At 70.3% G+C, this 23,000-nt stretch carries 15 protein-coding genes; 12 read left to right on the top strand and 3 right to left on the bottom strand.

What is annotated here, in order from left to right; translation table 11 throughout:
* The 3 genes from AB0H64_RS02320 (at position 1) to AB0H64_RS02310 (ending at position 2,555) form a co-directional block, all read left to right on the top strand.
* Positions 1-1,197, top strand: coding sequence for a mandelate racemase/muconate lactonizing enzyme family protein (locus AB0H64_RS02320; RefSeq protein WP_357619163.1), 1,197 nt, complete (start codon positions 1-3; stop codon positions 1,195-1,197).
* 115 nt (positions 1,198-1,312) lie between these two features.
* The gene (locus AB0H64_RS02315) at positions 1,313-2,035 is read left to right on the top strand and encodes an SDR family oxidoreductase (RefSeq protein ID WP_357619160.1); all 723 of its coding nucleotides are present in this window, start codon (positions 1,313-1,315) and stop codon (positions 2,033-2,035) included.
* Entirely contained in the window at positions 2,025-2,555 is a 531-nt protein-coding gene (locus tag AB0H64_RS02310; protein ID WP_357619157.1) for a MarR family winged helix-turn-helix transcriptional regulator, read from the top strand. The genes AB0H64_RS02315 and AB0H64_RS02310 overlap by 11 nt, the downstream gene beginning before the upstream one ends.
* A 77-nt stretch (positions 2,556-2,632) precedes the next feature.
* On the opposite strand, the gene AB0H64_RS02305 is transcribed toward AB0H64_RS02310, so the two are convergent.
* Together AB0H64_RS02305 and AB0H64_RS02300 are read right to left on the bottom strand one after the other, a co-directional pair.
* On the bottom strand, positions 2,633-4,147 hold the full coding sequence (locus AB0H64_RS02305) for an arabinofuranosidase catalytic domain-containing protein (RefSeq protein WP_357619155.1): 1,515 nt from the start codon (positions 4,145-4,147) through the stop codon (positions 2,633-2,635).
* 246 nt (positions 4,148-4,393) lie between these two features.
* A complete protein-coding gene (locus tag AB0H64_RS02300; protein WP_357619152.1) occupies positions 4,394-5,131 on the bottom strand; it encodes an FCD domain-containing protein in 738 nt (245 codons plus the stop codon).
* A gap of 345 nt (positions 5,132-5,476) precedes the next feature.
* On the opposite strand from AB0H64_RS02300, the gene AB0H64_RS02295 reads away from it, so the two are divergent.
* The 9 genes from AB0H64_RS02295 to AB0H64_RS02255 all read left to right on the top strand — a co-directional run bounded on the left by AB0H64_RS02295 (position 5,477) and on the right by AB0H64_RS02255 (position 21,917).
* Entirely contained in the window at positions 5,477-7,864 is a 2,388-nt protein-coding gene (locus AB0H64_RS02295) for a ricin-type beta-trefoil lectin domain protein (protein ID WP_357619148.1), read from the top strand.
* A gap of 93 nt (positions 7,865-7,957) precedes the next feature.
* Positions 7,958-10,783: an RICIN domain-containing protein gene (locus AB0H64_RS02290; protein WP_357619145.1), complete on the top strand. Its 2,826-nt coding sequence runs from the start codon at positions 7,958-7,960 to the stop codon at positions 10,781-10,783.
* Positions 10,784-10,793: 10 nt separating this feature from the next.
* Positions 10,794-12,482 carry a ThuA domain-containing protein gene (locus AB0H64_RS02285; protein WP_357619142.1) on the top strand — a complete coding sequence of 563 codons (1,689 nt, stop codon included), beginning with the start codon at positions 10,794-10,796 and terminating at the stop codon, positions 12,480-12,482.
* A 462-nt stretch (positions 12,483-12,944) separates the two neighbouring features.
* Positions 12,945-14,369 carry a sugar ABC transporter ATP-binding protein gene (locus tag AB0H64_RS02280; protein WP_357619700.1) on the top strand — a complete coding sequence of 475 codons (1,425 nt, stop codon included), beginning with the start codon at positions 12,945-12,947 and terminating at the stop codon, positions 14,367-14,369.
* Positions 14,366-15,367: an ABC transporter permease gene (locus AB0H64_RS02275; protein WP_357619139.1), complete on the top strand. Its 1,002-nt coding sequence runs from the start codon at positions 14,366-14,368 to the stop codon at positions 15,365-15,367. Before AB0H64_RS02280 ends, AB0H64_RS02275 begins: the two co-directional genes overlap by 4 nt.
* Positions 15,364-16,296, top strand: coding sequence for an ABC transporter permease (locus AB0H64_RS02270; protein WP_357619136.1), 933 nt, complete (start codon positions 15,364-15,366; stop codon positions 16,294-16,296). Before AB0H64_RS02275 ends, AB0H64_RS02270 begins: the two co-directional genes overlap by 4 nt.
* 13 nt (positions 16,297-16,309) lie before the next feature.
* Positions 16,310-17,521 (top strand): substrate-binding domain-containing protein, encoded by a 1,212-nt coding sequence (locus tag AB0H64_RS02265; RefSeq protein WP_357619133.1) that lies wholly within the window; start codon positions 16,310-16,312, stop codon positions 17,519-17,521.
* Positions 17,518-18,351: a sugar phosphate isomerase/epimerase family protein gene (locus tag AB0H64_RS02260; RefSeq protein WP_357619129.1), complete on the top strand. Its 834-nt coding sequence runs from the start codon at positions 17,518-17,520 to the stop codon at positions 18,349-18,351. Before AB0H64_RS02265 ends, AB0H64_RS02260 begins: the two co-directional genes overlap by 4 nt.
* Positions 18,352-18,437: 86 nt before the next feature.
* A complete protein-coding gene (locus AB0H64_RS02255; RefSeq protein WP_357619126.1) occupies positions 18,438-21,917 on the top strand; it encodes a ThuA domain-containing protein in 3,480 nt (1,159 codons plus the stop codon).
* A 299-nt stretch (positions 21,918-22,216) separates the two neighbouring features.
* Here AB0H64_RS02255 and AB0H64_RS02250 read toward each other — a convergent pair whose 3' ends face one another.
* Complete coding sequence (locus AB0H64_RS02250) at positions 22,217-22,978, bottom strand: methyltransferase domain-containing protein (RefSeq protein ID WP_357619124.1); 762 nt, start codon at positions 22,976-22,978, stop codon at positions 22,217-22,219.
* Positions 22,979-23,000 lie beyond the last annotated feature (22 nt).

The following is a 23,000-nucleotide window of genomic DNA, read 5'->3' as shown; positions in this document are numbered from 1 at the left end:
ATGCGGATCACGGGGTATCGGACCACGACGACGGTCCAGGAATGGGGCCGCCCGGTGGGCGACGCCAACGGCGTCTTCGCCGACGGGGCCGTCCCGGTGCCGATCGTCATGGTGGACACCGACGAGGGGATCACCGGCGTCGGCCTCGGGCCGCACGTGGAGATCGACGCCGTGTTCGCCGCGATCGAGGGCGAGGATCCACGCGGCGTGACGGCGCTCTACGACCGCATGCTGCGGCAGACCTTCAAGGCGGGCCACGTCGGCGCCGTGTTCGGCACGATCGGCGCACTCGACACCGCCCTCTGGGACATCAAGGCACAGGCGGCCGGCGAACCGCTCTGGCGCCTGCTGGGCGGACGCGACAGAAGAGTTCCCGCCTACGCCTCGGGCCTGGACATCGCCCTGACCGACGACGAACTCGTCTTCGTGTACCAGGACTATGCCCAGCACGGCCTGCGCGCGGCCAAGCTCAAGGGCGGCCTCGACATCGAACGCGACCGGCACCGGCTGACGCTGGTACGCGATGTCCTGACCGAGGCCGGGCACGGATCGCGGCCGGGACTCATGCTCGACGTGAACGAGGCATGGACGCGCAAGCAGGCGGTCCGGCACGTCTGCGAGCTGGAGCGCACCCTGGATCTCACCTGGATCGAGGAGCCGGTCCGGCGGTGGGACGCCGAAGGCCTGGCCGCCGTCGGCCGTGGTGTCCGCGCCTCGGTCGCCACCGGGGAGAACCTCACCGGGCTCGAGCAGTTCCGTCCGCTGCTGGCCGCGGGGGCCGTCGACGTCGTGCAGACGGCCGTGGTGTGGGGGGTGTCCCACTTCCTCCGGGTGTCCGCCCTGGCGCACGCCCATGACCTGCCGGTGAGCCCGATCGGCACCACGCCCGTCGCGCTGCTGCACGCCGCGACGTCGGTGCCGAACCACATGGCCAGCGAGCTGCAGGACCTGCGCCCGCCGCTCGGGATGTCGCTCGACCTGTACGTCGAGGACGGTGCCTTCGTTCTCGGCGACACGCCGGGCCTCGGCATCGCCCTCGACGAGCACGTGATCAACACCTGCACCCGGCGGCCGGACGCCAGGCCGGCCGAGGGGCCCCACATCCGGCCGGAGCACGCCGGACGACGGCTGCTGGCAGTGGCCGACGGATTCCATCCCGAGCGGTCATCGGGACAGGACGGCGCCTTCCGCGACTGAAGCGTGGTGGTGGAGGTGCGCGCCTCCCCGGCCGGGCCGCCCCGCGGCCGCACGTCAACACCATCCGGCTCTCCGGGGTAGCCTGACTTTAGGCCTAAACTCAAGGAGGGTGAACATGACGCGCACGACAGTGGTCACTGGCGGTGGCACCGGCATCGGCAAGGCGGTGGCGGCGCGCTTCGCGGCCCACGGTGGCCGGGTGGTGATCATCGGCCGCCGTGCCGACACGCTGGAGAAGGCGGCCCGGGAGATCGGCGGAATCGCGCTGCCGGCCGACCTGAGCGAGCCCGCCGAGGTCGAGCGCGTTCGCGCCGCGCTGGCCGAGCGCTTCGGCGCCATAGACGTGCTGGTCAACAACGCGGGCGGCAACGTCGACATGCACGGCGGCTCCGCCGGCGTCGCGGAACGGTGGACGAGCAACTTCCGGGCCAACGTGCTGACCGCGGTACTGCCGACCGAGGCGTTCCGCGAGCTGCTGAACCCATCCGGACGGATCGTGTTCATCAGCTCGATCGCGGCCTTCCGGGGCTCGGGCGGCACCTCGTACGGCCCGATGAAGGCGGCCCTGCATCCGTACGCGTTCGACCTCGCGGCCGCCCTCGGACCGCGCGGCATCACGGTGAACGTGGTCGCCCCGGGGTTCATCGAGGACACCGAGTTCTTCGGCGACACGCTGGACGACGAACGCCGCGCGACGCTCGTCGCGCAGACCCACACCGGACGCGCCGGGACGCCGCGGGACGTCGCCGACACCGTGCACTGGCTCGCCTCGCCCGACAGCGGTCACATCACGGCGCAGATCATCCAGGTGAACGGCGGCGCCGAACGTGGCCGCTGACCCGCCGCGCGACGGCGCCGACGCCATCCAGGACGCCTGGCGGCACGAGCTGCCCGGCGTCCCGGTGGAGTCGATCGGAGTCATCACCCGGATCTGGTGGGCCGCCAAGGCCTTCGGCGACGAGCGCCGCCGCCTCCTGGCGAAGCTGGGCGTGGACGTGGCGACACTCGATCTGCTCTCCACGCTGCGGCGCTCCGGCCCGCCGTACCGGATGAGCCCCGGCGAGCTGGCCGACGCCTGCATGGTGACGCGCGGCGCGATCACCCAGCGTGTGGAGCGAGCGGCCAACGCCGGGCTGGTTGAACGGACCACCGCCGGGTCGGGCTACCACGCGCGCGCCGTCACCCTCACCGACGCGGGAAACGCCCTGCTCGACCGCGTCGTCGCGGGCCTGCTCACCGCCGAGGACCGCCTCATCGGCCATCTCGCACCCGAACGCCGCGACCAGCTCGCCGACCTGCTGCGCGAACTGCTCGCCGGACTGGACGGCACGCGACTGACCGGACAGGTCGGCGACTGAACAGGGATGATGCAGGTGAGCGCCTCCCGGCCCGACGGCGTTCCGTGGTCCGGTGAGGGTCGCGTCCTGGGACCGGGTCACCGGTAGCCGGCGGCGATGACCTCGGCCTGGACGGCGTTCTCCACGGCGTCGGTCGGGTAGCCGGCGATCATGGCCCCCTCGTAGAAGGTGCCCGCGCTGAGGTTGGCGCCGCCGTCGGGCTTGCAGCAGTCGCCGCCGCTGCCCAGGATGATGGCCCCCTGCTTCTTCATCGGGCTGTAGCCGTTGGGGAGCGGGCCGTCGTACAGGGTGTACAGGCTGCCGGACTGGGCGTTGCTGCCCTTGATGGCGAACCGGGTCGTGCCGTTGTTCTTCAGCGTGGCCGTGACGAACTTGTGGGGGAGGGCCCGCTGGTTGGGGTTCCACGACTGGCTGCCGCCGGGGTAGAGCCCCCATTCGAGGTCGGCCTGGACCCAGGGGCCGCCTCCCTGGCAGCCGCCGAACCAGCATTGGGTGCTGAAGTTGATGGCGTCCATGGCCCCGGCGGCGTCGGCCTTCCTGCTGGTTTCGCTGTTGCCGTAGTCGAAGCAGCAGCCGCCGTTGACGTGGGTGCCGCTGGTCACCATGTACATGCCCTCCGGCGCGCTGCCCGTGGGGACGCCGGTCAGGTGACCGTCCCGCCAGTAGCTGTTTCCGGGATTGATGTAGAGGGAGTATGCCTTGTTGCCGCCGACGGTGAGCGACTCGGTCGTCGCGATCGCGGGCCTGCTCTGAGGGGAGCCGGGGACCATGCTGGAGCCCTGGTACCACAGGTCGTTGCCCCGCCCGGACTGGTCGTAGACGACCGTGATGACGCACGTGGTGCCGGTGCAGAAGGAGTCCTGCGCCGCGGCGTCGGCGACGCCGCCCGCGGTCAGGACGCCGATGTTGCGGGTGGTGCTGTCGGAGGAGCGCCTGACCTGGTACAGGTTGCCGCTGTACGAGCCGAGGAGCGCCCGGGTCGTGCTGTGCGCGGCCACGCACGGCGTACCGCCCGAGGCGTAGATGTCGCACGGGCGCGCGCCGGGCGGCGGCGGGGTCGGCGTCGGGCCGGGCCCGGCTCCGGCGGTCCACTTCTGGTTGGCGCCGCCGTGGCAGGTCCAGATCTGGACCTTGGTGCCGTTGGCGGTGCCGGCGCCTGAAACGTCGAGGCACTTGTTCGCCCCGGCGGCGGTGATGGTGCCGTCGTTGTTGAGGCGCCATTTCTGGTTGTTCTGGCCGTTGCAGTCCCAGATGATCACGGTTGTGCCGTCGGCGGTGCCGGCGCCGTTGACGTCCAGGCACTTGCCGCCGTACACCCGCAGCTCACCGGAGCCGGTCGAGGTCCACTGCTGGTTGGGCCGGCCGTTGCAGTCCCAGATCTGCGCCTGCGCGCCGTTCGCCTGGGAGGCGCCGGCGACGTCCAGGCACCGGCCCGACCCCACGCCCACCAGGGGCGTGGTCGCCGCCGAGGCCGGCACCGACCATGTCACGGCTATGGCCAGGAGCGCCGCCGCGACAGTCGCGACGACGGCCGCCCGACGGCGCCGCACCCGCGGCGCACGGTCCGGTAAGGGAACGGAAGGGAGTTGCATGGGCGTACTCCTTGGAGGGTGGGGGCCACTCGTGCGAATCGATTCGACAAGGGCACGGGGCCGGCCGAGGAGGGGAAGACGGCGGTGTACGGCGAAGCACATACGACCGGCGGGCCCCTGTCAAGGCTCCGCCCTGTCCGTGGTCCGCGGGAGGCTCGCCCGGTGGCGCTCATCGGCCCGGCGCGCGCTCCGCCCGGGGAGACCTCCGATGAAACGTTCATCCGCACGACCGGTTCACCCGGGGGGTCAATGGGATGAGAACAGGCGCTGCTGGATCTCCCGGCGGTAGTCGTCGAGAGTGTTGTCGATGTGCGTGGCGGCGGCCTGGGCGGCCGCTTCGGGGTCACCGGCGCGGATGGCCTGGTAGATCGCCTCGTGTTCCTCGACGGCCTCGGCGGCGTGCCCGCCCACCGAGCCGCGCAGCCCGATGAGGCTGGACTGCGCCTGCAGCCGCCGGGCCTCCCGCACGGCGATCTGGAGGAACATGTTGTGCGCGGCGGTGGCGATGGCGGTGTGGAACGTGTCGTCGCCCTCGTTGAACAGGTCTTCGCGTCCGGTCTCGAAGCCATGGCGGCACATGGCGGCCGCCTCCTCGATGGCCCTCAGCTCCGTGGGGGTGGCGCGTCGGGCGGCCAGCCGGCTGGTCTCCATCTCCTGCGCCCGGCGGAACTCGAACAGCATGTAGACGTGGTCCAGGTCGGTGGGGAGGAAGAAGGACGCCCAGCGCCCGGTGCCGAGCATCCCCTCGTCGTCGGCCACGTACAGGCCGCGGCCCTTCTGGGCGCGCACCCGGCCCAGCGCGGAGAGGATCTTCACCGCCTCGCGGACGACGGTGCGGCTGGTGCCCAGCTGCCGGGCGAGCTCGTTCTCGGTCGGCAGGCGATCTCCCGGGCGCAGGCGCATCCGGACGATCAACTCGAGCAACTGCTCCGCGGCCACTTCGTAGCCCGGCCGGTATCCGCTCTCCCGCGGGGTGTCGGTCACCGTGCTCCCTCCTTGCCGTTCCCCTGCAAGAGTATGACTGATCGTGGTCGCCGGGCCGGAAGATGGAGCGACGCTCGATCAGTAGGACTCATCTGAATGATTCATGCGAAAAAGATCGACCTGTATCGCCACAAAAGGCATGGATTTTCGCTGGTCAAGCGAACGCCCAGCATCACCATGGGGACATTTCCGGGGTGCGCAAGGCGAAATAAGTGGGCTTAAGGACTTGACGGACATCAGCCCCCAGATCGTAATAAGGAGCGAGGTCCGGGGACGCGCTCCCTTCCGGAACCTCCACGGCTGGATCGTGACCTGAGCACCCCTCCACCCCCCAGAGGAACCACCGTGCCATCATCCTCGCCCGTCCGGGCGCTGAGACCGGTCCTGACCGGCGTCGTCGCCGCGGTGCTGGCCGCGGCGTTCGCCCTCGTCGTCCCGGCCGCCCCGGCCCTCGCGGCCACCACGACCCTGTACGCGTCACCCTCCGGCACCGGCAACGCCTGCACCTCCGCCCAGCCGTGCTCGCTGTCCGCGGCGCAGACAGCGGTGCGGTCGCTGAACGGCGCCATGTCCGGCGACATCGTCGTCGAGCTGGCCGATGGGGTGTACCGGCTCTCGGCGCCGCTCCGGCTGACCGCCGCCGACTCCGGAAACAACGGCTACACAGTCAGGTGGCAGGCGGCGGCGGGCGCCCGTCCCGTCATCAGCGGAGCCCGGGCGGTCACCGGCTGGTCACTGGCCGACCCCGGGAAGAACATCTGGCGCGCCGCTGTCGGCACCGGGATCGACACCCGCCAGCTGTACGTCGACGGCGCTGTCGCCACGCGGGCCCGCACCCAGGTCAACCGGGCGGACTTCACCGCGACCAGCACCGGTCTGAGGTTCGGCAGCGGCGCGCTGAGCTACCTGAACAACCTGGCCGACCAGGACCGGGTCGAGATGGAGAGCGTCGGCTCCTTCACCGACCGGTACGTGAGGGTGCAGAGCATCAGCGGCAACGCCATCACGATGCAGCAGCCCGGCTGGAACAACAACACCTTCGGGTACGACACCTTCACGCAGCCGCACCGGGCGGGGCCGCTGTACCTCGAGAACGCCTACGAGTTCCTCGACACGCCGGGTGAGTGGCACATCAACCCCGGGACCGGCGTCCTGTCCTACATCCCGACGGCCGGTCAGAACATGGGCGACGTCAGCGTCGAGCTGCCCGTGCTGCAGTCTCTGGTGAACGTCGGGGGCACCTACGACGCGCCCGCGCACCACATCACCTTCAGCGGGATCACCTTCACCGGCACGAGCTGGCTCGGGCCCAGCAGCGCGCAGGGCTACGCGGACCAGCAGACCGGCGCCTACATCGCGGGCACCTGGAACTGGCCCGCCGACAGGCTGACCTCCTGCCAGGAGGGCTGCCGGCAGTTCGAGGCCGTGCGGCCGCACTGGTACCAGATGCCGGCAGCCGTACAGGTGTCCGCGGCCAACAACATCACCTTCACCGACTCCCGGTTCGTCAACCTCGGTCAGACGGCCGTGGGCATCGGCAACGACGCCAACGCGCACGCCGGCGGTGTCGGCCTGGGCGCCGGCGACATCACGGTCACCCGGTCCGAGATCGCCCAGAGCTCGGCCGGCGGCATCGTGGTCGGCGGCGTGCGCGCCGACGCGCACCACCCCAGTGACCAGCGGATGGTCAACCGGAACATCACCGTCAGCAACAACCGCATCCACGACCTCGGCCTGGACTACCGGGGCATCGTCTCGGTCCTGACCACCTACGTCACCAACACCGACGTGTCACACAACGAGGTCTACAACCTGCCGTACACCGGCATGTCGATCGGGTACGGCTGGGGCGCCAACGAGCCGGGCGGCAGCAACAACTACGCCAACCGCGGCCTGTACGACTACCAGCCGCGCTACACCACTCCCACCACCGCGTCCGGCAACAAGCTCATCGGCAACTACGTGCATGACGTCATGCAGCAGACGACCGACGGGGGCTGTATCTACACGCTGTCGTGGAACCCGAACGCGGTGATCAGCGGCAACTACTGCCTGCGGACCAACGGCTGGTTCGGGATCTACTTCGACGAGGGCTCCAAGTACTACACCGTCACCGATAACGTGCTCTCGAACACCGGCACCTGGGCCACCGCCAACTACTGGGGTGGCGAGAACATGGGGAACTTCACCGTCACCGGCAACTGGTCGACCAACGGCAGCACCAACGTGACCAACGGCGACCGCGGCAATGTGGTGAACAACAATGTCACCGTCACCAACGGCTCCTGGCCGGCGGGCGCCCAGGCCGTGATGGCGTCCGCCGGTCCGCAGGGTCAGCCTTCGGGGAGCGCGAGCGCGTTCAAGGGTGTGGGGTCGGGCCGGTGCCTGGACGTCAGCGGAGCCTCCCAGGCCAACGGCGCGCAGGCGCAGATCTGGGACTGCAACGGCCGGCCCAACCAGCAGTGGACGCCGACCGGCTCCGGTGAGCTGCGCGTGTACGGCGGCAAGTGCCTGGACGTCAACGGCGCCGGCACCGCCGACGGCACAACCGTGATCATCTGGGACTGCAACGGCCAGAACAACCAGAAATGGCGCCTCAACAACGACGGCACCATCACCGCCGTCGGGGCGAACAAGTGCCTGGACGTCAGCGGATCGGGCACCGCCAACGGCACCAAGGTCCAGATCTGGACCTGCCACGGCGGCGCCAACCAGAAGTGGACCCACGCCTGACGCCGCGGCTCCTCTCCCGCGCGAACACGGCTCTGACAACGGCGCGATGGCGCGCCCTTTGCCCTGATCGTCATGTGTCAGGAAGGAATACCCATGTCCCGACGTCCGTGGCTCACCTTGCTGACCACGATGGCGCTGATCACTCCCGGGGCCCTCGCGCTCACCGCGTCCCCGGCGAGCGCGCTGACCATCCCGGCGTCCGACTACCAGCAGGTGTCGCTCGCCTCGGGCGGCGCGGAGCTGGGTGAGGCGATGTCGCTGGCCGTGATGCCGAACCGGTCGGTGCTGCACACGGCGCGCGACGGCACGGTGCGCGTCACCGATGCCAACGGCAGCACGAAGGTGGCCGGCAGGCTCAACGTCTACACGCACGACGAGGAGGGCCTGCAGGGCGTGGCGGTCGACCCGGGCTTCGCGTCGAACCGGTACGTCTGGCTCTACTACTCGCCCCGGCTGAGCACCCCGAACGGTGACGCGCCGAGCAACGGCACGCAGGCCCAGTTCGACCAGTGGAAGGGGCACCTGAACCTGTCCCGCTTCACCTTGAAACCCGACGACACGCTCGACCTGGCCAGTGAGAAAATCGTGCTGGAGGTGCCGAACGACCGGGGGATGTGCTGCCACGTCGGCGGCGACATCGACTTCGACGCGGCCGGCAACCTGTATCTGACGACCGGCGACGACAGCAACCCCTTCGAGTCGGGCGGCTACTCCCCGCTGGACGAGCGGACCAACCGCAACCCGCAGTACGACGCCCAGCGCTCCGCCGCCAACACCAACGACCTGCGCGGCAAGGTCCTGCGGATCAAGCCGCAGCCGGACGGCACCTACACGGTCCCCACCGGCAACCTGTTCCCGCCCGGCACGGCGAGGACGAGGCCGGAGATCTACGCGATGGGGTTCCGCAACCCGTTCCGGATGAGCGTGGACAAGGCGACCGGCATCGTCTACCTGGGCGACTACGGGCCGGACGCGGGCGTGACCGACCCCAACCGGGGCCCCAGCGGGCAGGTGGAGTTCGACCGCGTCACCGGTGCGGGCAACTACGGCTGGCCGTACTGCACCGGAACGAACACCGCCGGCGAGACCTACAACGAGTGGAACTTCGCCTCCAACAGCACCGGCCCGAAGTACAGCTGCGGGGGCGGTCCGACCAACAACTCCTTCCGCAACACCGGCCAGGCCACGCTGCCTCAGGCCAGGCCGGCGTGGATCCGATACGCCGGGGACGCCGGATCCCCGCCGGAGTTCGGCTCCGGGTCGGAGTCGCCGATGGGCGGCCCGGTCTACCGCTACGACCCCGACCTGAACTCGGCCGTCAAGTTCCCGCAGGTCCTGGACGGGCGTTACTTCGCCGGTGAGTACGGCCGCCGCTGGATCAAGGCCGTCGAGGTCAAGGCCGACGGGAACCACGGGGAGATCTCCGCGTTCCCCTGGACCGGCACCCAGGTGATGGACATGGCCTTCGGCCCTGACGGAGCCCTCTACGTCCTCGACTACGGCGACGGGAACAACAACCAGGCGCTGTACCGGATCGAGTACATCGGCAAGGCCAACCGCAACCCGATCGCCAAGGCCTCCGCCGACAGGACCTCGGGACCGGCTCCGCTGACGGTGACCTTCTCGTCCGCGGGCAGCTCCGACCCCGAGGGCGGCGCCCTGACGTACTCCTGGAACTTCGGCGACGGCACCACGTCCACCGCGGCGAACCCGAGCAGGACCTACACCGCGAACGGCACCTACACCGCCACCCTCACCGTTCGCGACCCGCAGGGGCTCACCGGAAGCGCGAGCGTGATCGTGACCGTCGGCAACACCGCCCCGGCGGTGACGCTGACCTCCCCGGCCGACGGGCGACTGTTCTCCTTCGGAGACACCGTGCCCTTCCAGGTCACCGTCAGCGACCCGGAGGACGGCACGATCGACTGCACCAAGGTCACCGTCGCCTACTACCTCGGCCATGACAGCCACCGTCACCAGATCACCTCCACGACCGGCTGCTCGGGCTCCCTCTCGGTGCCGGTCGACGGTGAGCACGACGCCGCGGCCAACATCTACGGCGTCTTCGAGGCCTCCTACACCGACGAGGGCGGCCTGACCTCCACCAGCGCCCGTACGCTCCAGCCGCGTCACCGGCAGGCCGAGCACTTCGGCGCCCAGCAGGGCGTACAGACGGCCGACCACGGCACGGCCGAAGGCGGCAGGACGGTCGGCTTCACCGACGACGGCGACTGGATCTCCTTCCAGCCGTACAGCCTGGGCGACGCGACGAGGATCACCGCTCGGGTGTCGTCGGCGGGCGCGGGCGGCCGGATCGAGGTGCGGGCGGGCTCGGCCACGGGCACGCTGCTGGGAACGGTGAACGTCACGAGCACCGGCGGGTGGGACACCTTCACCGACGTCTCGGCGAACCTCGCCGGCGCGCCGTCCGGCGCCACGACGCTGTACCTCGTCTTCCGCGGACCGACCGGACAGGGCTACCTGTTCGACGTCGACGCCTTCACCCTCGACACCGGCACGTCGCCCCCGGGTAGCACGAGTGCCTTCAAGGGTGTGGGATCTGGTCGGTGCCTGGACATCAGCGGCGCCTCGCAGGCCAACGGCGCGCAGGCGCAGATCTGGGACTGCAACGGCCAGTCCAACCAGCAGTGGACTTCGACCGCCACAGGAGAGCTGCGGGTCTACGGCGGCAAGTGCCTGGACGTGAACGGGGCCGGGACGGCGGACGGCACCGCGGTGATCATCTGGGACTGCAACGGCCAGAGCAATCAGAAGTGGCGCCTCAACGCCGACGGCACGATCACGGCGGTCGGGGCGAACAAGTGCCTGGACGTCACCGGCTCCGGCACGGCCAACGGCACCAAGCTGCGCATCTGGACCTGCACCGGAGAAACCAACCAGCGCTGGACCCGGGTCTGAAAGGACACCCATGCTGCGACGCCTGTCAGTGACGGTGGCGGCGATCACCGCCGCCGCGACGATGATCCCCGCCATTCCCGCCCAGGCCGCCTCCTTCAAGGTGCTGGTGTTCTCCAAGACCGCCGGGTTCCGGCACGACTCGATCCCCAGCGGAATCCAGGCCGTCCGCGACCTGGGGGCCGCCAACGACTTCGCCGTCGACGCCACCGAGGACGCGAACGCCTTCACCACGGCCAACCTCGCCCAGTACAAGGCGGTGGTGTTCCTCAGCACCACCGGTGACGTGCTGAACGACACCCAGCAGTCTGCCTTCCAGACGTACGTGGACGGCGGGGGCGGTTACGTCGGGGTGCATTCGGCCGCCGACACCGAGTACGGCTGGCCCTATTACGGGCAGCTGATGGGAGCCTGGTTCAACAACCACCCGGCGATCCAGCAGGCCACCGTGCGGAACGAGGACAGGGCGCACGCCGCGACCGCCCATCTGGGGGCCACCTGGCCACGCGTCGACGAGTGGTACAACTACCGCACCAACCCGCGCTCCAACGTGCGGGTGCTGCAGAGCCTGGACGAGAGCAGCTACAGCGGCGGGGGCATGGGGGACCATCCGATCACCTGGTGCCATCCCCAGTCCTCCGGGCGCGCCTTCTACACCGGCCTGGGGCACACCCAGGAGTCGTACGCCGACCCGAACTTCCGCACCATGCTGCTGGGCGGCATCCGGTACGCGGCCAAGGCGGTCAACGCCGACTGCCGCCCGGAGACCGGGTACACGACGTTGTACAACGGGACGACGACGGGCTGGTCGCAGGCGGGGCCGGGGTCGTTCGTCAACAGCGAGGCCACGCTGACCTCCCAGGGCGGCATGGGCATGCTGTGGTACAGCGCCAAGGAGCTGCGTTCCTACTCGCTGAAGCTCGACTGGAAGCTGACCGGCGACTCCAACTCAGGGGTGATCGTCGGGTTCCCGGCCACGAGCGACCCGAACGCGGCCCTCGACACCGGGTACGAGGTGCAGATCGACGCGACCGACACCCCGGACAGGACGACGGGGGCCATCTACGGGTTCAAGACGGCGGACATCGCCGCACGGGACGCGGCGCTGAATCCGCCGGGTCAGTGGAACACCTATGAGCTGCTGGTGGAGGGTGAGCGGCTCCAGGTGTTCCTGAACGGCACCAAGATCAACGATTTCACCAACACCGACCCGGTCCGCTCGCTCCAGCAGGGCTACGTCGGCATCCAGAACCACGGGTCCGGCGACGTGGTGTCGTTCCGCAACGTCCGTATCAGGGAGCTGACCGGCACACCGCCCGCCGGCGCGGTGAAGGGTGTGGGGTCGGGGCGGTGCCTGGACGTCAGCGGGGCTTCCCCGTCGAACGGCGCGCAGGTGCGGATCTGGGACTGCAACGGGCAGCCCAGCCAGCAGTGGACGTCCACCAGTACCGGTGAGCTGCGGGTGTACGGCGGCAAGTGCCTGGACGTGAACGGTGCCGGTACGGCGGACGGCACGGCGGTGATCATCTGGGACTGCAACGGGCAGAACAACCAGAAGTGGCGTCTCAACGCCGACGGCACGGTCACGGCGGTGGGGGCGAACAAGTGCCTGGACGTGGCCGGCGCCGGCACGGCCAACGGCACCAGGGTCCAGATCTGGACGTGCAACGGCCAGAACAACCAGAGGTGGACCCGCGTCTGAGGCGTGACGCGCGGCGCGGTCCGATCGGTGCCGCGCCGCGCGTCGCCGTGCCCGCCGCGTCCGGCGCCCCGCCTGAAAGTTTCATACTCATTCTTGCCACGACCATAAGACGAGACCGGCTGATTCTGGCCGGCTCGAAGCGGCGAGAGCTCTATAACCAGCACCAGGAGACGCACTTTCCTGCGAGAAGCGGGCGAGAAGGCCATCCGCTGAGTCGCAAGAGCCGTCGCCCATGTGCCTCGATAAGCAGGCTTGACAGCCATGCCGGGCAGACCTAGTTTCATGGCGAATCGATTCGATTCGTTGCGCGAATCAGGGCTCCAACCACCTGTCAGGAGATCCCGTGCACGACTTCTCACCTCCGACGGCGCGCGGACTCGTCCGGGCCGGCTCCACCACCGAGATGCCGCCCGCCGTCCCAGCCTCGGGCTCACCTCTCGACCGGCGGGCCGCGTGCTGAAGATGACCGGCATCGGCAAGAGCTTCCTGGGCGTCCGCGTCCTCGACGGAGTCGACCTGGAGGCGTCCGCCGGCGAGGTGCACGCGGTGGTGGGGGAGAACGGCGCGGGCAAGTCGACGCTCATGAAGATCCTCGCCGGCGTGCACGCGCCGGACGAGGGGAGCATGGAGATCGACGGTCGCAACGTGGTCTTCGGGCACCCCAGCCAGGCGCAGCGGGCCGGGGTGGCGATCATCCACCAGGAGCTCAGCCTGCTGCCGGAGCGGACGGTCGCCGAGAACGTCCTCCTCGGGCGCGAACCCGTCCGACGGGGGCTCGTCGACCGGGCCGCGATGGAGTCGGCGACCGCTGAGCTGCTGGACTCCCTCGGAGAGGAGTCGTTCGGGCCGCGCGAGCTCGTCCGGCGGCTCTCGGTCGCGCGACAGCAGGTCGTCGAGGTCGCCAAGGCGCTGTCGCTGAACGCCCGCATCGTGGTGATGGACGAGCCGACAGCCGCCCTGGCGGACCACGAGGCGGAGCTGCTCCACGCACTGGTGCGGCGGCTCACCGCGCGCGGCATCGCGGTCCTGTACGTCTCGCACCGGCTCCGCGAGATCCTCGATCTCGCCGACCGGATCACCGTGCTGAAGGACGGCGCCCGGGTCACCACCGTGGACGCCTCGAGCGTGGACGGCCCGACGCTGGTCCGCCTGATGGTCGGCAGGGAGCTGGACGCCTACTACCCTCCGCGTGCGGCGGAACCGCCCGGAGAGGTGATGGTGAGCGTGCGCGGCGGCGGCAACGCCAGGCTGCGCGGCATCGAACTCGACCTGCGGGCGGGGGAGATCGTCGGGGTGGCCGGGCTGCAGGGCTCGGGCCGCACCGAGCTGGCCAAGGCGCTGTTCGGCGCGGAGCCCTTCACCAGCGGCCGGATGACGCCCTGCCGTCCCCGCTCGGTCCGCGAGGGGATCGCCGCGGGGATCGGCCTGGTCACCGAGGACCGCAAGGCCGAAGGGCTGCTGCTGAACCAGCCGGTGCGCGACAACGCCCTGCTCGTCACCAGGGCCACCCGGATGCGCCGGCCTGGGATCGAGCGGCTGCTGGAGCGGGTACGGCTCAGTCCGCCCCGGCCCACGCAGGAGGTCCGGCTGCTGTCCGGGGGCAACCAGCAGAAGGTCGTGCTGGCCAAATGGGTGGCGGTCGCGCCGCGCGTCCTGCTGCTGGACGAGCCCACCCGTGGCGTCGACGTCGGCGCCAAGGCCGCCATCCACGAACTGACCCGCGAACTCGCCCGCGGCGGGACGGCCGTCCTGATGATCTCTTCCGAGCTCCCCGAGCTCATCGGCATGAGCGATCGCATCGTGGTGCTGCGGGACGGCCGCATCGCCGGAGAGCTGCCCGCCGGCTCCACCGAGGAGGCCGTCATGCGGCTGGCGGCCGCGTCATGACCCAGCAGCTGAAGCTGCGGCGTGTCCCGGCCGGCGGCTCGTTCCTGCGGCGCCTGTCGGCAGACCGGCCCGCGCGTGCCGTCTACGTGGCGCTGGCCCTGCTCATCGTGCTGGGCTGGCTGCTGTTCGCCCTGGACGGCGGCCGGTTCCTCAGCCAGGAGAACATCGTCGGCATCCAGCAGCGATCGGCGGCCCTGGGCATCGTCGCGGTCGGTCAGACCCTGGTGATCCTGGCCGGGAGCCTGGACCTCTCGGTGGCCTACCTGATCAGCCTGACCTCACTCGTCGCCGCCGAGACCATGGGGGGCGCCGACGCGGGCGTTCCGGTCGCGGTCGCCGCGGTGCTGGTGGTCAGCGCGACGGCCGGACTGGTGAACGGCCTGATCGTCACGCGGCTCCGGGTGCATGCCTTCATCGCCACGCTCGGCGTCGCGCTGATCATCAGAGGGGCGCTGGACAGTCGGTACGACGGGCCGGCGGGCAGCGTGCCCGAGTCCTTCCAGCATCTCGGGTACGACCGCATCGGGCCGCTGCCGGTGTCGGCGCTGCTGTGGGCCGCGGTGGCGGCGTCGGCCTGGTTCCTGCTCAGCCGGACGCGCCTGGGGTACCGGATCTACGCGGTGGGCGGGGACGCCGAGGTCGCGCGGCAGTCGGGAGTCCGTACCGAGCGGGTGGTGGTCGCCGCCCACGTGCTCTGCTCGCTCTGCGCCGGGATCGCGGGGCTGCTGCTCTCCTCCCGGCTCGGAGCCGGCGCGCCGACCGTCGGGACCGACGGCGGATACGACCTGGAGTCGATCGCCGCGGTCGTGATCGGCGGGACGGCTCTGGCCGGAGGCCGCGGCGGGGTCGCCGGGACCGTCGGCGGGGTCCTGCTCCTGGCCGTCCTCGACAGCATCTTCAACCAGCTCGAGGTCAACTCCTTCGCCAAGGACGTCGTGCGGGGCGTGGTCCTGGTGGCGGCCTTGGCCATCCACGCGCTCAGGAGGCGGACCGCATGAGACGCGCGCTGCCGATCTTCGTGGTGCTGGCCGGGCTGCTGGGGGCGATCGCGGTGGCCCACCCGTATTTCCTGGAGCCGCCCGCCCTCCTCGCCTTCGTCAAGAGGGCCGCGCCGCTGGTGATCCTCGCCGCCGGGCAGTACTTCGTCATCGTGTCCGGCGAGTTCGACCTGTCGGTCGGCTCGCTCGTCACGGCCGAGGTGGTGATCGCCGCCCGGCTGCTCGACGGGTCGGCGGAGGCGACCTGGCCCGTGCTGGTCCTGCTGGTCGTGCTCGGGCTGCTCGTCGGGCTGGTCAACGGGGTCGTCACCACGCTGCTCCGGGTCCCGTCGTTCATCTCGACACTCGGCATGCTGCTGATCCTGTCCGGGGCGATCTTCCTGTGGACGGGCGGCGCGCCCCGGGGCGCCCTTTCCCCGCAGTTCCGGGAGCTGGGCCGGGGGAGTCTCGGCCCGGTGCCCTGGTCGGTCCTGGTCCTTGTCGCGGTGGCGGCCTGCGCGATCCGCGCGATGCGGGCCGGCTTCGGTCACACGCTGATCGCGGCCGGTGACAACGATCGGGCCGCGGCTCTGTCCGGCGTCCGCGTCGCCCGGGTGCGGACGGTGGCGTTCATGGTCTCCGGAGTGTCCGCGGCGGTCGCCGCGATCCTGCTCGGTGGCTTCGCCGGGGTGTCCGCGCAGGTCGGCCAGGGCCTGGAATTCCAGGCCATCACCGCTGTCGTGCTGGGCGGCGTGGCCCTCGGGGGAGGCCGCGGCTCCGTCGTCGCCGCGATGGCGGGCGCCTTCACCCTGGAGGCGCTGTTCACCCTGCTCAATCTGTACGGCGTCTCTGGGGCGCTGGAGCCGGCCGTACAGGGTGTGATCATCATCGCCGCGGTGGCGCTGGGCGGCATGAGCCTCCCGCGCCGAAGAGCCGTGGCCGCCTCATGACGGAAGGAAGACCATGCGTTCATCTCCGCGGCGGCTCCTCGCCTCCGCCGCGCTGGCCGTGCTGACACTGCCGGCGGCCGCGTGCACGAGCGACCGGCCCCCACCCTCCGCCTCCGCCGCGCCGGCTGGGTCCAGCCGTCCGCGGGACAGCGGCACCGGAGCGCAGTCGAAGTTTTTCGTGCGGGCCGACTTCGACGCCCAGATGGCGATGCGCCGGGCGCAGCCGGCCGGTTCGCCGGCCAGGCCGTGGGAGCAGAGCATAGCCCCGCAGCTCGTCGACACCGCCAGGTACAGGAAGGCCGCGCCGTACCACCTGTGCTTCTCCAACGCCGCCGTCGACAACCCCTGGCGGCAGGTCGGCTGGAAGACCATGCAGGCGGAGGTCGCCCTGCACAAGGAGATCACGCGCTTCACCGCGCTGGATGCCGAGGGCAAGGACGACAAGCAGATCTCCGACATCGCCGAGCTGCAGGACAAGGGCTGCGACGTGCTGATCGTCTCGCCCAACACCACCGCGACGCTGACCCCCGCGGTGTCCGCGGCCTGCGCGAAGGTGCCCGTCATCGTGTTCGACCGGGGAGTCCGGACCGACTGCCCGGTCACCTTCATCAAGCCGATCGGCGGCTACGCCTTCGGCGCCGAGGCGGCCGAGTTCCTCATCGACAAGGTGCCGTCCGGCGGGAAGATCCTCGCGCTGCGCATCCTGCCCGGCGTGGACGTGCTGGAGACCCGGTGGTCGGCGGCGAAGGTCGCGTTCGACAGGAGCGACCTGGACATCGTCGGCGTGGAGTTCACCGACGGCGACGCCGCCAAGACCAAGAGCATCGTCAGCGACTACATCCAGCGTCACGGCAGGATCGACGGAGTCTGGATGGACGCGGGCGCCACCGCGGTCGCGGCCGTCGAGGCGTTCGAGGACGCGGGCCTGCCCGTGCCGCCGATCAACGGCGAGGACCAGCAGGACTTCCTGAAGAAGTGGAACGACGCGAAGCTGACCGCGATCGCCCCGACCTACCCGACGTACCAGTGGCGCACCCCCGTCATCGCGGCGCTCAAGATCCTCAAGGGTGAGCAGGTGCCCAAAGCCTGGAACCTTCCGCAACCGACGGTCACCCAGGAGAACCTCGCCACCTACCTCAAGCCCGGCATGCCGCCCCTGCACTACGCCCTGTGCGGCTGTGAGGATCTGCCCGGCTACCCCGGGAAGTGGGGCGGCACGTCATGATCGGCGTCAACACGTGGGTCTGGGTCTCGCCGCTCACCGACGAGTCCCTGGCGGACCTCGCGCCGCGGATCGCGGCCTGGGGATTCGACGTCGTGGAGCTGCCGGTCGAGCACCCCGGCGACTGGGACCCGGGCAGGGCGGCCGCCCTCCTGGACGGGCTCGGCCTCGGCGCGTCGGTCGTGCTCACGATGCCACCGGGACGCGAGCTCGTCGGCGCCTCGCCCCGGCTCGTCCAGGAGACCCAGGAGTACCTCCGGCACTGCGTGGACGTGGCGGCGACCGTCGGCGCGCCGGCGGTCAGCGGACCCGCCTACGCCTCCGTCGGCCGGGCCTGGCCGATGAGCCCGGACGAGCGGCGCGCGGTCTACACCGAACTGAGGGAGAACCTGAAACCGGTCGTCGCCTACGCGGCCGAACGCGGGATCCGGATCGGTGTCGAACCGCTCAACCGGTACGAGACCAGCGTCATCAACACCGTCGAGCAGGCGCTCGAAGCCCTTCCGGAGGACTGCGGGCTCGCCCTCGACACCTACCACCTGAACATCGAGGAGAAGGATCCGCTCAGGGCCGTACGGCTGGCGGGCGCCAGGATCGAGCACCTGCAGGTGTGCGGGACCGACCGCGGCGCCCCCGGCGGCGACCACTTCGACTGGCCGGGCTTCGCCGCGGCCGTCCGTGACGTGGGCTACCGCGGCCCGCTCGTGATCGAGTCCTTCACCGCCGACAACACGACCATCGCCACCGCCGCGTCCGTCTGGCGTCCCCTCGCCCCGAGCCAGGACGCCCTCGCCACCGATGGTCTCGCCTTCCTCCGCGCCCTCATGACCTGACCGACCGATTCCCCTCCGAGCCGAGACGGCTCACGCCTTCGCACTCCACCTCCGACCGTCACCGGTAAACCCCCAGGAGACCCTCCATGCGAAGATCACGTCTACTCCCCGCCCTGGCCGCGGCCCTGTTATGGCTGACGTGGCTCGGTGCGCCACCGCCGGCGGCGCACGCCGCCGCCGCGCAGTTCAAGGTGCTGCTGTTCACCGAGACCGCGGGCGGCGCCTACCGGCACGACTCCATCGCCGCCGGTGTCGCGATGTTCCAGCAGCTGGCGGCCGACAACGACTTCCAGCTCGACCGCAGCGAGGACTCGGCCGTCTTCACGACCGCCACCCTCGACACCTACGACGCGGTGATCATGTTCCAGACCAACGGCATGGTGTGGGACAACGACGCCCAGCGTCAGGCCTTCCAGGCGTACGTGCGCGGCGGCCACGGCGTCGTCGCCGTCCACAACGCCACCGACATGAACATCGAGGCGCAGTTCCCCTGGTGGGACCAGGTCGTGCTGGCCGGAGCGCACATGACCGCCCATTCGGCGACGCTGCAGGGCACCGCCAAGGTGGCCGACAAGGCGCACCCCTCCACGAAGGGGCTACCGGATCGGTGGGTCCGTACGGAGGAGTGGTACAACTTCGACAAGAACCTGCGCGGCTCGGTGCACGTGCTGGTCACCGCGGACGAGACGACCTATGACGCGGGGCCGAACAGGATGGGCGCCGACCACCCGATCTCCTGGTGTCACAACCCGGAGGGCGGCCGGGTGTGGGCCACCGCGATGGGCCACCAGGCGTCCTCCTATTCGGAGCCGCTGTTCAAGCAGCACCTGCTGGGCGCGGTGACGTGGGCGGCGGGCGCGGCGCAGGGCGACTGCGGCGGCACGGTCGCGGCCCGGTTCCAGAAGGTGACGCTCGACGGGGCGCCGGACCAGCCGATGGAGCTGGACGTGGCCGCCGACGGCAGGGTCTTCTACATCTCGCGGTCGGGCAAGGTGAACATGATCCCCGCCAACGGCGGGGCCAGGCGGGTCATCGGCACGCTGCCGGTGTACGACGGCGGCGAGGACGGCGGGGTCGGGCTGGCGCTGGATCCCGGCTTCGCCACGAACGGCTGGGTCTACCTCAACTACTCGCCGTCCAACGGGGGTGAGGTGAACCGGGTGTCGCGGTTCACCTTCAACGGCACCGGCCTCGACCTGGCCAGCGAGAAGAAGATCATCGAAGTTCCGGCGTACCGCAACGTCGACGAGCCGGGCCACACCGGCGGTTATCTCGCCTTCGGTCCGGGCGGCAACCTGTACATCGGGCCCGGCGACGACACCAATCCGAACGGCTCCAGCGGTTACGCACCGATCGACGAACGGCCCGGCAGGGAGCACTACGACGCCCAGCGTTCCGCGGCCAACACCAACGACCTGCGCGGCAAGATCCTCCGCATCCATCCCGAATCCGACGGTACCTACACGATCCCGCCGGGCAACCTCTTCCCGTCCGGCACCGCCAAGACGCGTCCCGAGATCTACGCGATGGGCTTCCGCAACCCGTTCCGCTTCGCGGTCGACAAGGACACCGGCTGGATCTCGGTGGGTGACTACGGCCCCGACGCGGGCGGCGCGAACCCCAACCGCGGCCCGGAGGGCACCGTGGAATGGAACCTGATCAAGCAGCCGGGCTTCTACGGCTGGCCGTACTGCGTCGGCAACAACATCCCGTTCAACGACTTCAACTTCGCCACCAACACCTCCGGCGCGAAGTTCAGCTGCTCGGCGCCGGTCAACGACTCGCCCAACAACACCGGGCTGACCAGCCTGCCCGCGGCCAAGCCCGCAACGGTCTGGTACAACTACCACGCCTCGGCCGAGTTCCCGGAGATCGACTGCTGCGGCGGCGCGGCCCCGATGGGCGGGCCGTTCTACCACTACGACGCGGCCGGCACCTCGGACCGCAGGTTCCCGGAGTACTTCGACAAGACGCCGTTCTTCTACGAGTGGAGCCGCAACGTCGTCAAGGAGTTCCGCCTCGACGGCTCCGGCAACCTCCTGAAGATCAATCCGTTCGTCGCGCAGCTGGCTCCGCACGCGCCCATCGACATGAAGTTCGGCCCCGACGGGGCCCTGTACTACGCCGACTGGGGCAACGGCTTCGGCCACGACAACACCGACGACGGCGTCTACCGGGTCGACTACGTGGCCGGGAACCGCGCTCCCGTCGCCAGGGCGAGCGCCGCCCCCGACTCGGGCGCCGCGCCGCTGGCCGTGACGTTCTCCTCGGCGGGGTCGTCCGACCCGGACGGCGACGCGATCACCTACGCGTGGGACTTCGGCGACGGCGGCACCTCCACCAGCGCCAACCCGTCCCACACCTACACCGCCAACGGCACCTACACCGTCAAGCTGACCGTACGCGACTCCGGCGGGAAGACGGGCGGCACCACTCTGGCCGTCAGCGTCGGCAACACCCGTCCCAAGGTCGTTTTCTCGGCTCCGCCCGACGGCGGGTTCATCGACTTCGGCGACCAGGTGGCCTACACGGTGAACGTCACCGATCCCGAGGACGGCGCCGTCGACTGCACCAAGGTCAACGTGATCACCGCGCTCGGCCACGACCAGCACGCCCATGACACCGGTCAGTACACCGGTTGCTCCGGCACGGTCACGACCACCGCGTCCGGCCATGACGAGGCCGCCAACGTCTATTACGTCCTGTCCGCCGACTACACCGACCAGGGCGGCCTGAAGGGCAGCACCGGCGTCACCCTGCAGCCCAAGCACAAGCAGGCCGAGCACTTCACCGGCTCGTCCGGGATCCGCGTCGTCGACGAGCCCGGTGCCGAGGGCGGCAGGCGGATCGGTGACATCTCGAACAACGACTGGGTCTCCTTCACCCCGGTCAACCTGTCCGGAATCGACACGGTGTCCTTCCGCGTCTCGGCGCCGTCCAACACCGGGGCGTCCATCGAGCTGCGCGCCGGCTCGCCGACCGGGGCGCTCATCGCCTCCAGCCCCGTGCCGGCGACCGGGGGATGGAACACCTACGTGTCCCTGCCCGCGGTGCGGGTCACCGACCCCGGTGGCACCCGCGACGTCTTCGTCGTCTTCAAGGCGCCGTCGGCGAACGCCTTCGACGTCGACTCCCTCACCTTCGCGGGCAAGGGAGTCGGGCAGGGCGGCCCCTCGGGCAGCACGAGCGCGCTGCGCGGGGTGGGATCGGGCCGCTGTCTGAATGTCACCGGTGCCTCCCAGGCGAACGGCGCGCAGGCGCAGATCTGGGACTGCGACGGCCGGTCCAGCCAGCAGTGGACGTCGACCGGTGCCGGTGAGCTGCGGGTGTACGGCGGCAAGTGCCTGGACGTGAACGGTGCCGGTACGGCGGACGGCACGGCGGTGATCATCTGGGACTGCAACGGGCAGAACAACCAGAAGTGGCGTCTCAACGCCGACGGCACCATCACCGCTCTCGGGGCGAACAAGTGCCTGGACGTCGCCGGCGCCGGCACGGCCAACGGCACCAAGGTCCAGATCTGGACGTGCAACGGCGGCGCCAACCAGAAGTGGAGCCGCGTCTGACCCCGATGTGACGCCCGAACCCCGGAGCCGGGCCGCCCCCTGCGGACCGGCTCCGCCGGGATGCCAGGCACTGCAAGCGCCGAAATCCCGCCGCCACGCCCGTGGACGATGCCCGGGCGGATCACCTCGTCTCCCTCGGAGACGCCGCGCCCTCGCGACAGCGCACAGCACAGGAGGTCAGGCGAGGCCCCGGTGAGCCCGGTGCTGGAGTGCGCCCGCGACGCGCTGTACGGCCATGGCGGCGGCGAGCAGGCCCATGACGCGGGTGACCAGGTTCAGCCCGTAGTCCTTGAGCAGGGTCAGCCGCCGACGCTGTTCCCGGTCCAGGTGGCCGAGGCCATGAAGAGGGGGAGGGCGAGAAACAGCCGCCCCTGGCGGGCCCGTTGCGACTGCTCGGCCACCCAGGCATCGTGCTGCTCCGGTGAGATGGCTCCCGCGGTCCGGGCCGCATGGGCGATGCCCGTGAGCATGGGAAGCATCGTGCCTTCGGTGAAGACTCCGGTGTGCACCTCGACTTCGACGTCCTGGTAGCCGGTGTCCAGCAGGAGGTTGCGGTAGCGGCGGGCGGCGCGGGGGTTGGCCGTCAGGTCGGCACGCGTCCGCACGATGGTCCGGGTCAGCTGTGGATCGTCCGAGTCGATGACGAAGGTGTCCCAGTCCTGGCCGACGAGGACGATCCGGCCCCCGGTGGCGAGTACGCGGGCGGCCTCGCGTAGAGCGCGTTCGGCATCGGCCAGGTCGTGGAAGACCTTGTCCGCCCGGTACGCGGCCACTTCGCCCGCCTTCAGAGGCAGGTCGTAGGCGTCTCCGACCCGGAAGTCCGCTCCTGGCCATCGATCTCGCGCCGCGGCGACCATTTCGGGGTCCATGTCGACGCCGATCGCTACGGCCTTCCGCTCGATCAGCTCGGCGACGGCCCGGCCGGCCCCGCATCCCACGTCGACGGCGATGGCTCCCGGCTCGACGCGCAGGAGGTCGTACGAGCGGGAGCGCAGGGCACGCGCTCCGGGAAGGGTGTCGGCGGCGTCCAGCAGCCTGATGAGCTCGGTGGTGTTCGACATGCGGCCCAGCATCCGACTTAAT

The sequence above is a fragment of the Nonomuraea sp. NPDC050733 genome (assembly GCF_040654215.1).
In the GTDB taxonomy this organism is placed as follows: domain Bacteria; phylum Actinomycetota; class Actinomycetes; order Streptosporangiales; family Streptosporangiaceae; genus Nonomuraea.
This window is presented reverse-complemented; position numbering and strand designations above follow the sequence as displayed.

Bases quoted from the DNA above. Each gene is read 5' to 3' on its own strand.
- AB0H64_RS02290 (WP_357619145.1), top strand. From the start codon at position 7,958: ATGTCCCGACGTCCGTGGCTCACCTTGCTGACCACGATGGCGCTGATC.
- AB0H64_RS02265 (WP_357619133.1), top strand. From the start codon at position 16,310: ATGCGTTCATCTCCGCGGCGGCTCCTCGCCTCCGCCGCGCTGGCCGTG.
- AB0H64_RS02305 (WP_357619155.1), bottom strand. From the start codon at position 4,147: ATGCAACTCCCTTCCGTTCCCTTACCGGACCGTGCGCCGCGGGTGCGG.
- AB0H64_RS02315 (WP_357619160.1), top strand. From the start codon at position 1,313: ATGACGCGCACGACAGTGGTCACTGGCGGTGGCACCGGCATCGGCAAG.
- AB0H64_RS02250 (WP_357619124.1), bottom strand. From the start codon at position 22,978: ATGTCGAACACCACCGAGCTCATCAGGCTGCTGGACGCCGCCGACACC.
- AB0H64_RS02285 (WP_357619142.1), top strand. From the start codon at position 10,794: ATGCTGCGACGCCTGTCAGTGACGGTGGCGGCGATCACCGCCGCCGCG.
- AB0H64_RS02275 (WP_357619139.1), top strand. From the start codon at position 14,366: ATGACCCAGCAGCTGAAGCTGCGGCGTGTCCCGGCCGGCGGCTCGTTC.
- AB0H64_RS02255 (WP_357619126.1), top strand. From the start codon at position 18,438: ATGCGAAGATCACGTCTACTCCCCGCCCTGGCCGCGGCCCTGTTATGG.
- AB0H64_RS02260 (WP_357619129.1), top strand. From the start codon at position 17,518: ATGATCGGCGTCAACACGTGGGTCTGGGTCTCGCCGCTCACCGACGAG.
- AB0H64_RS02280 (WP_357619700.1), top strand. From the start codon at position 12,945: ATGACCGGCATCGGCAAGAGCTTCCTGGGCGTCCGCGTCCTCGACGGA.
- AB0H64_RS02320 (WP_357619163.1), top strand. From the start codon at position 1: ATGCGGATCACGGGGTATCGGACCACGACGACGGTCCAGGAATGGGGC.
- AB0H64_RS02270 (WP_357619136.1), top strand. From the start codon at position 15,364: ATGAGACGCGCGCTGCCGATCTTCGTGGTGCTGGCCGGGCTGCTGGGG.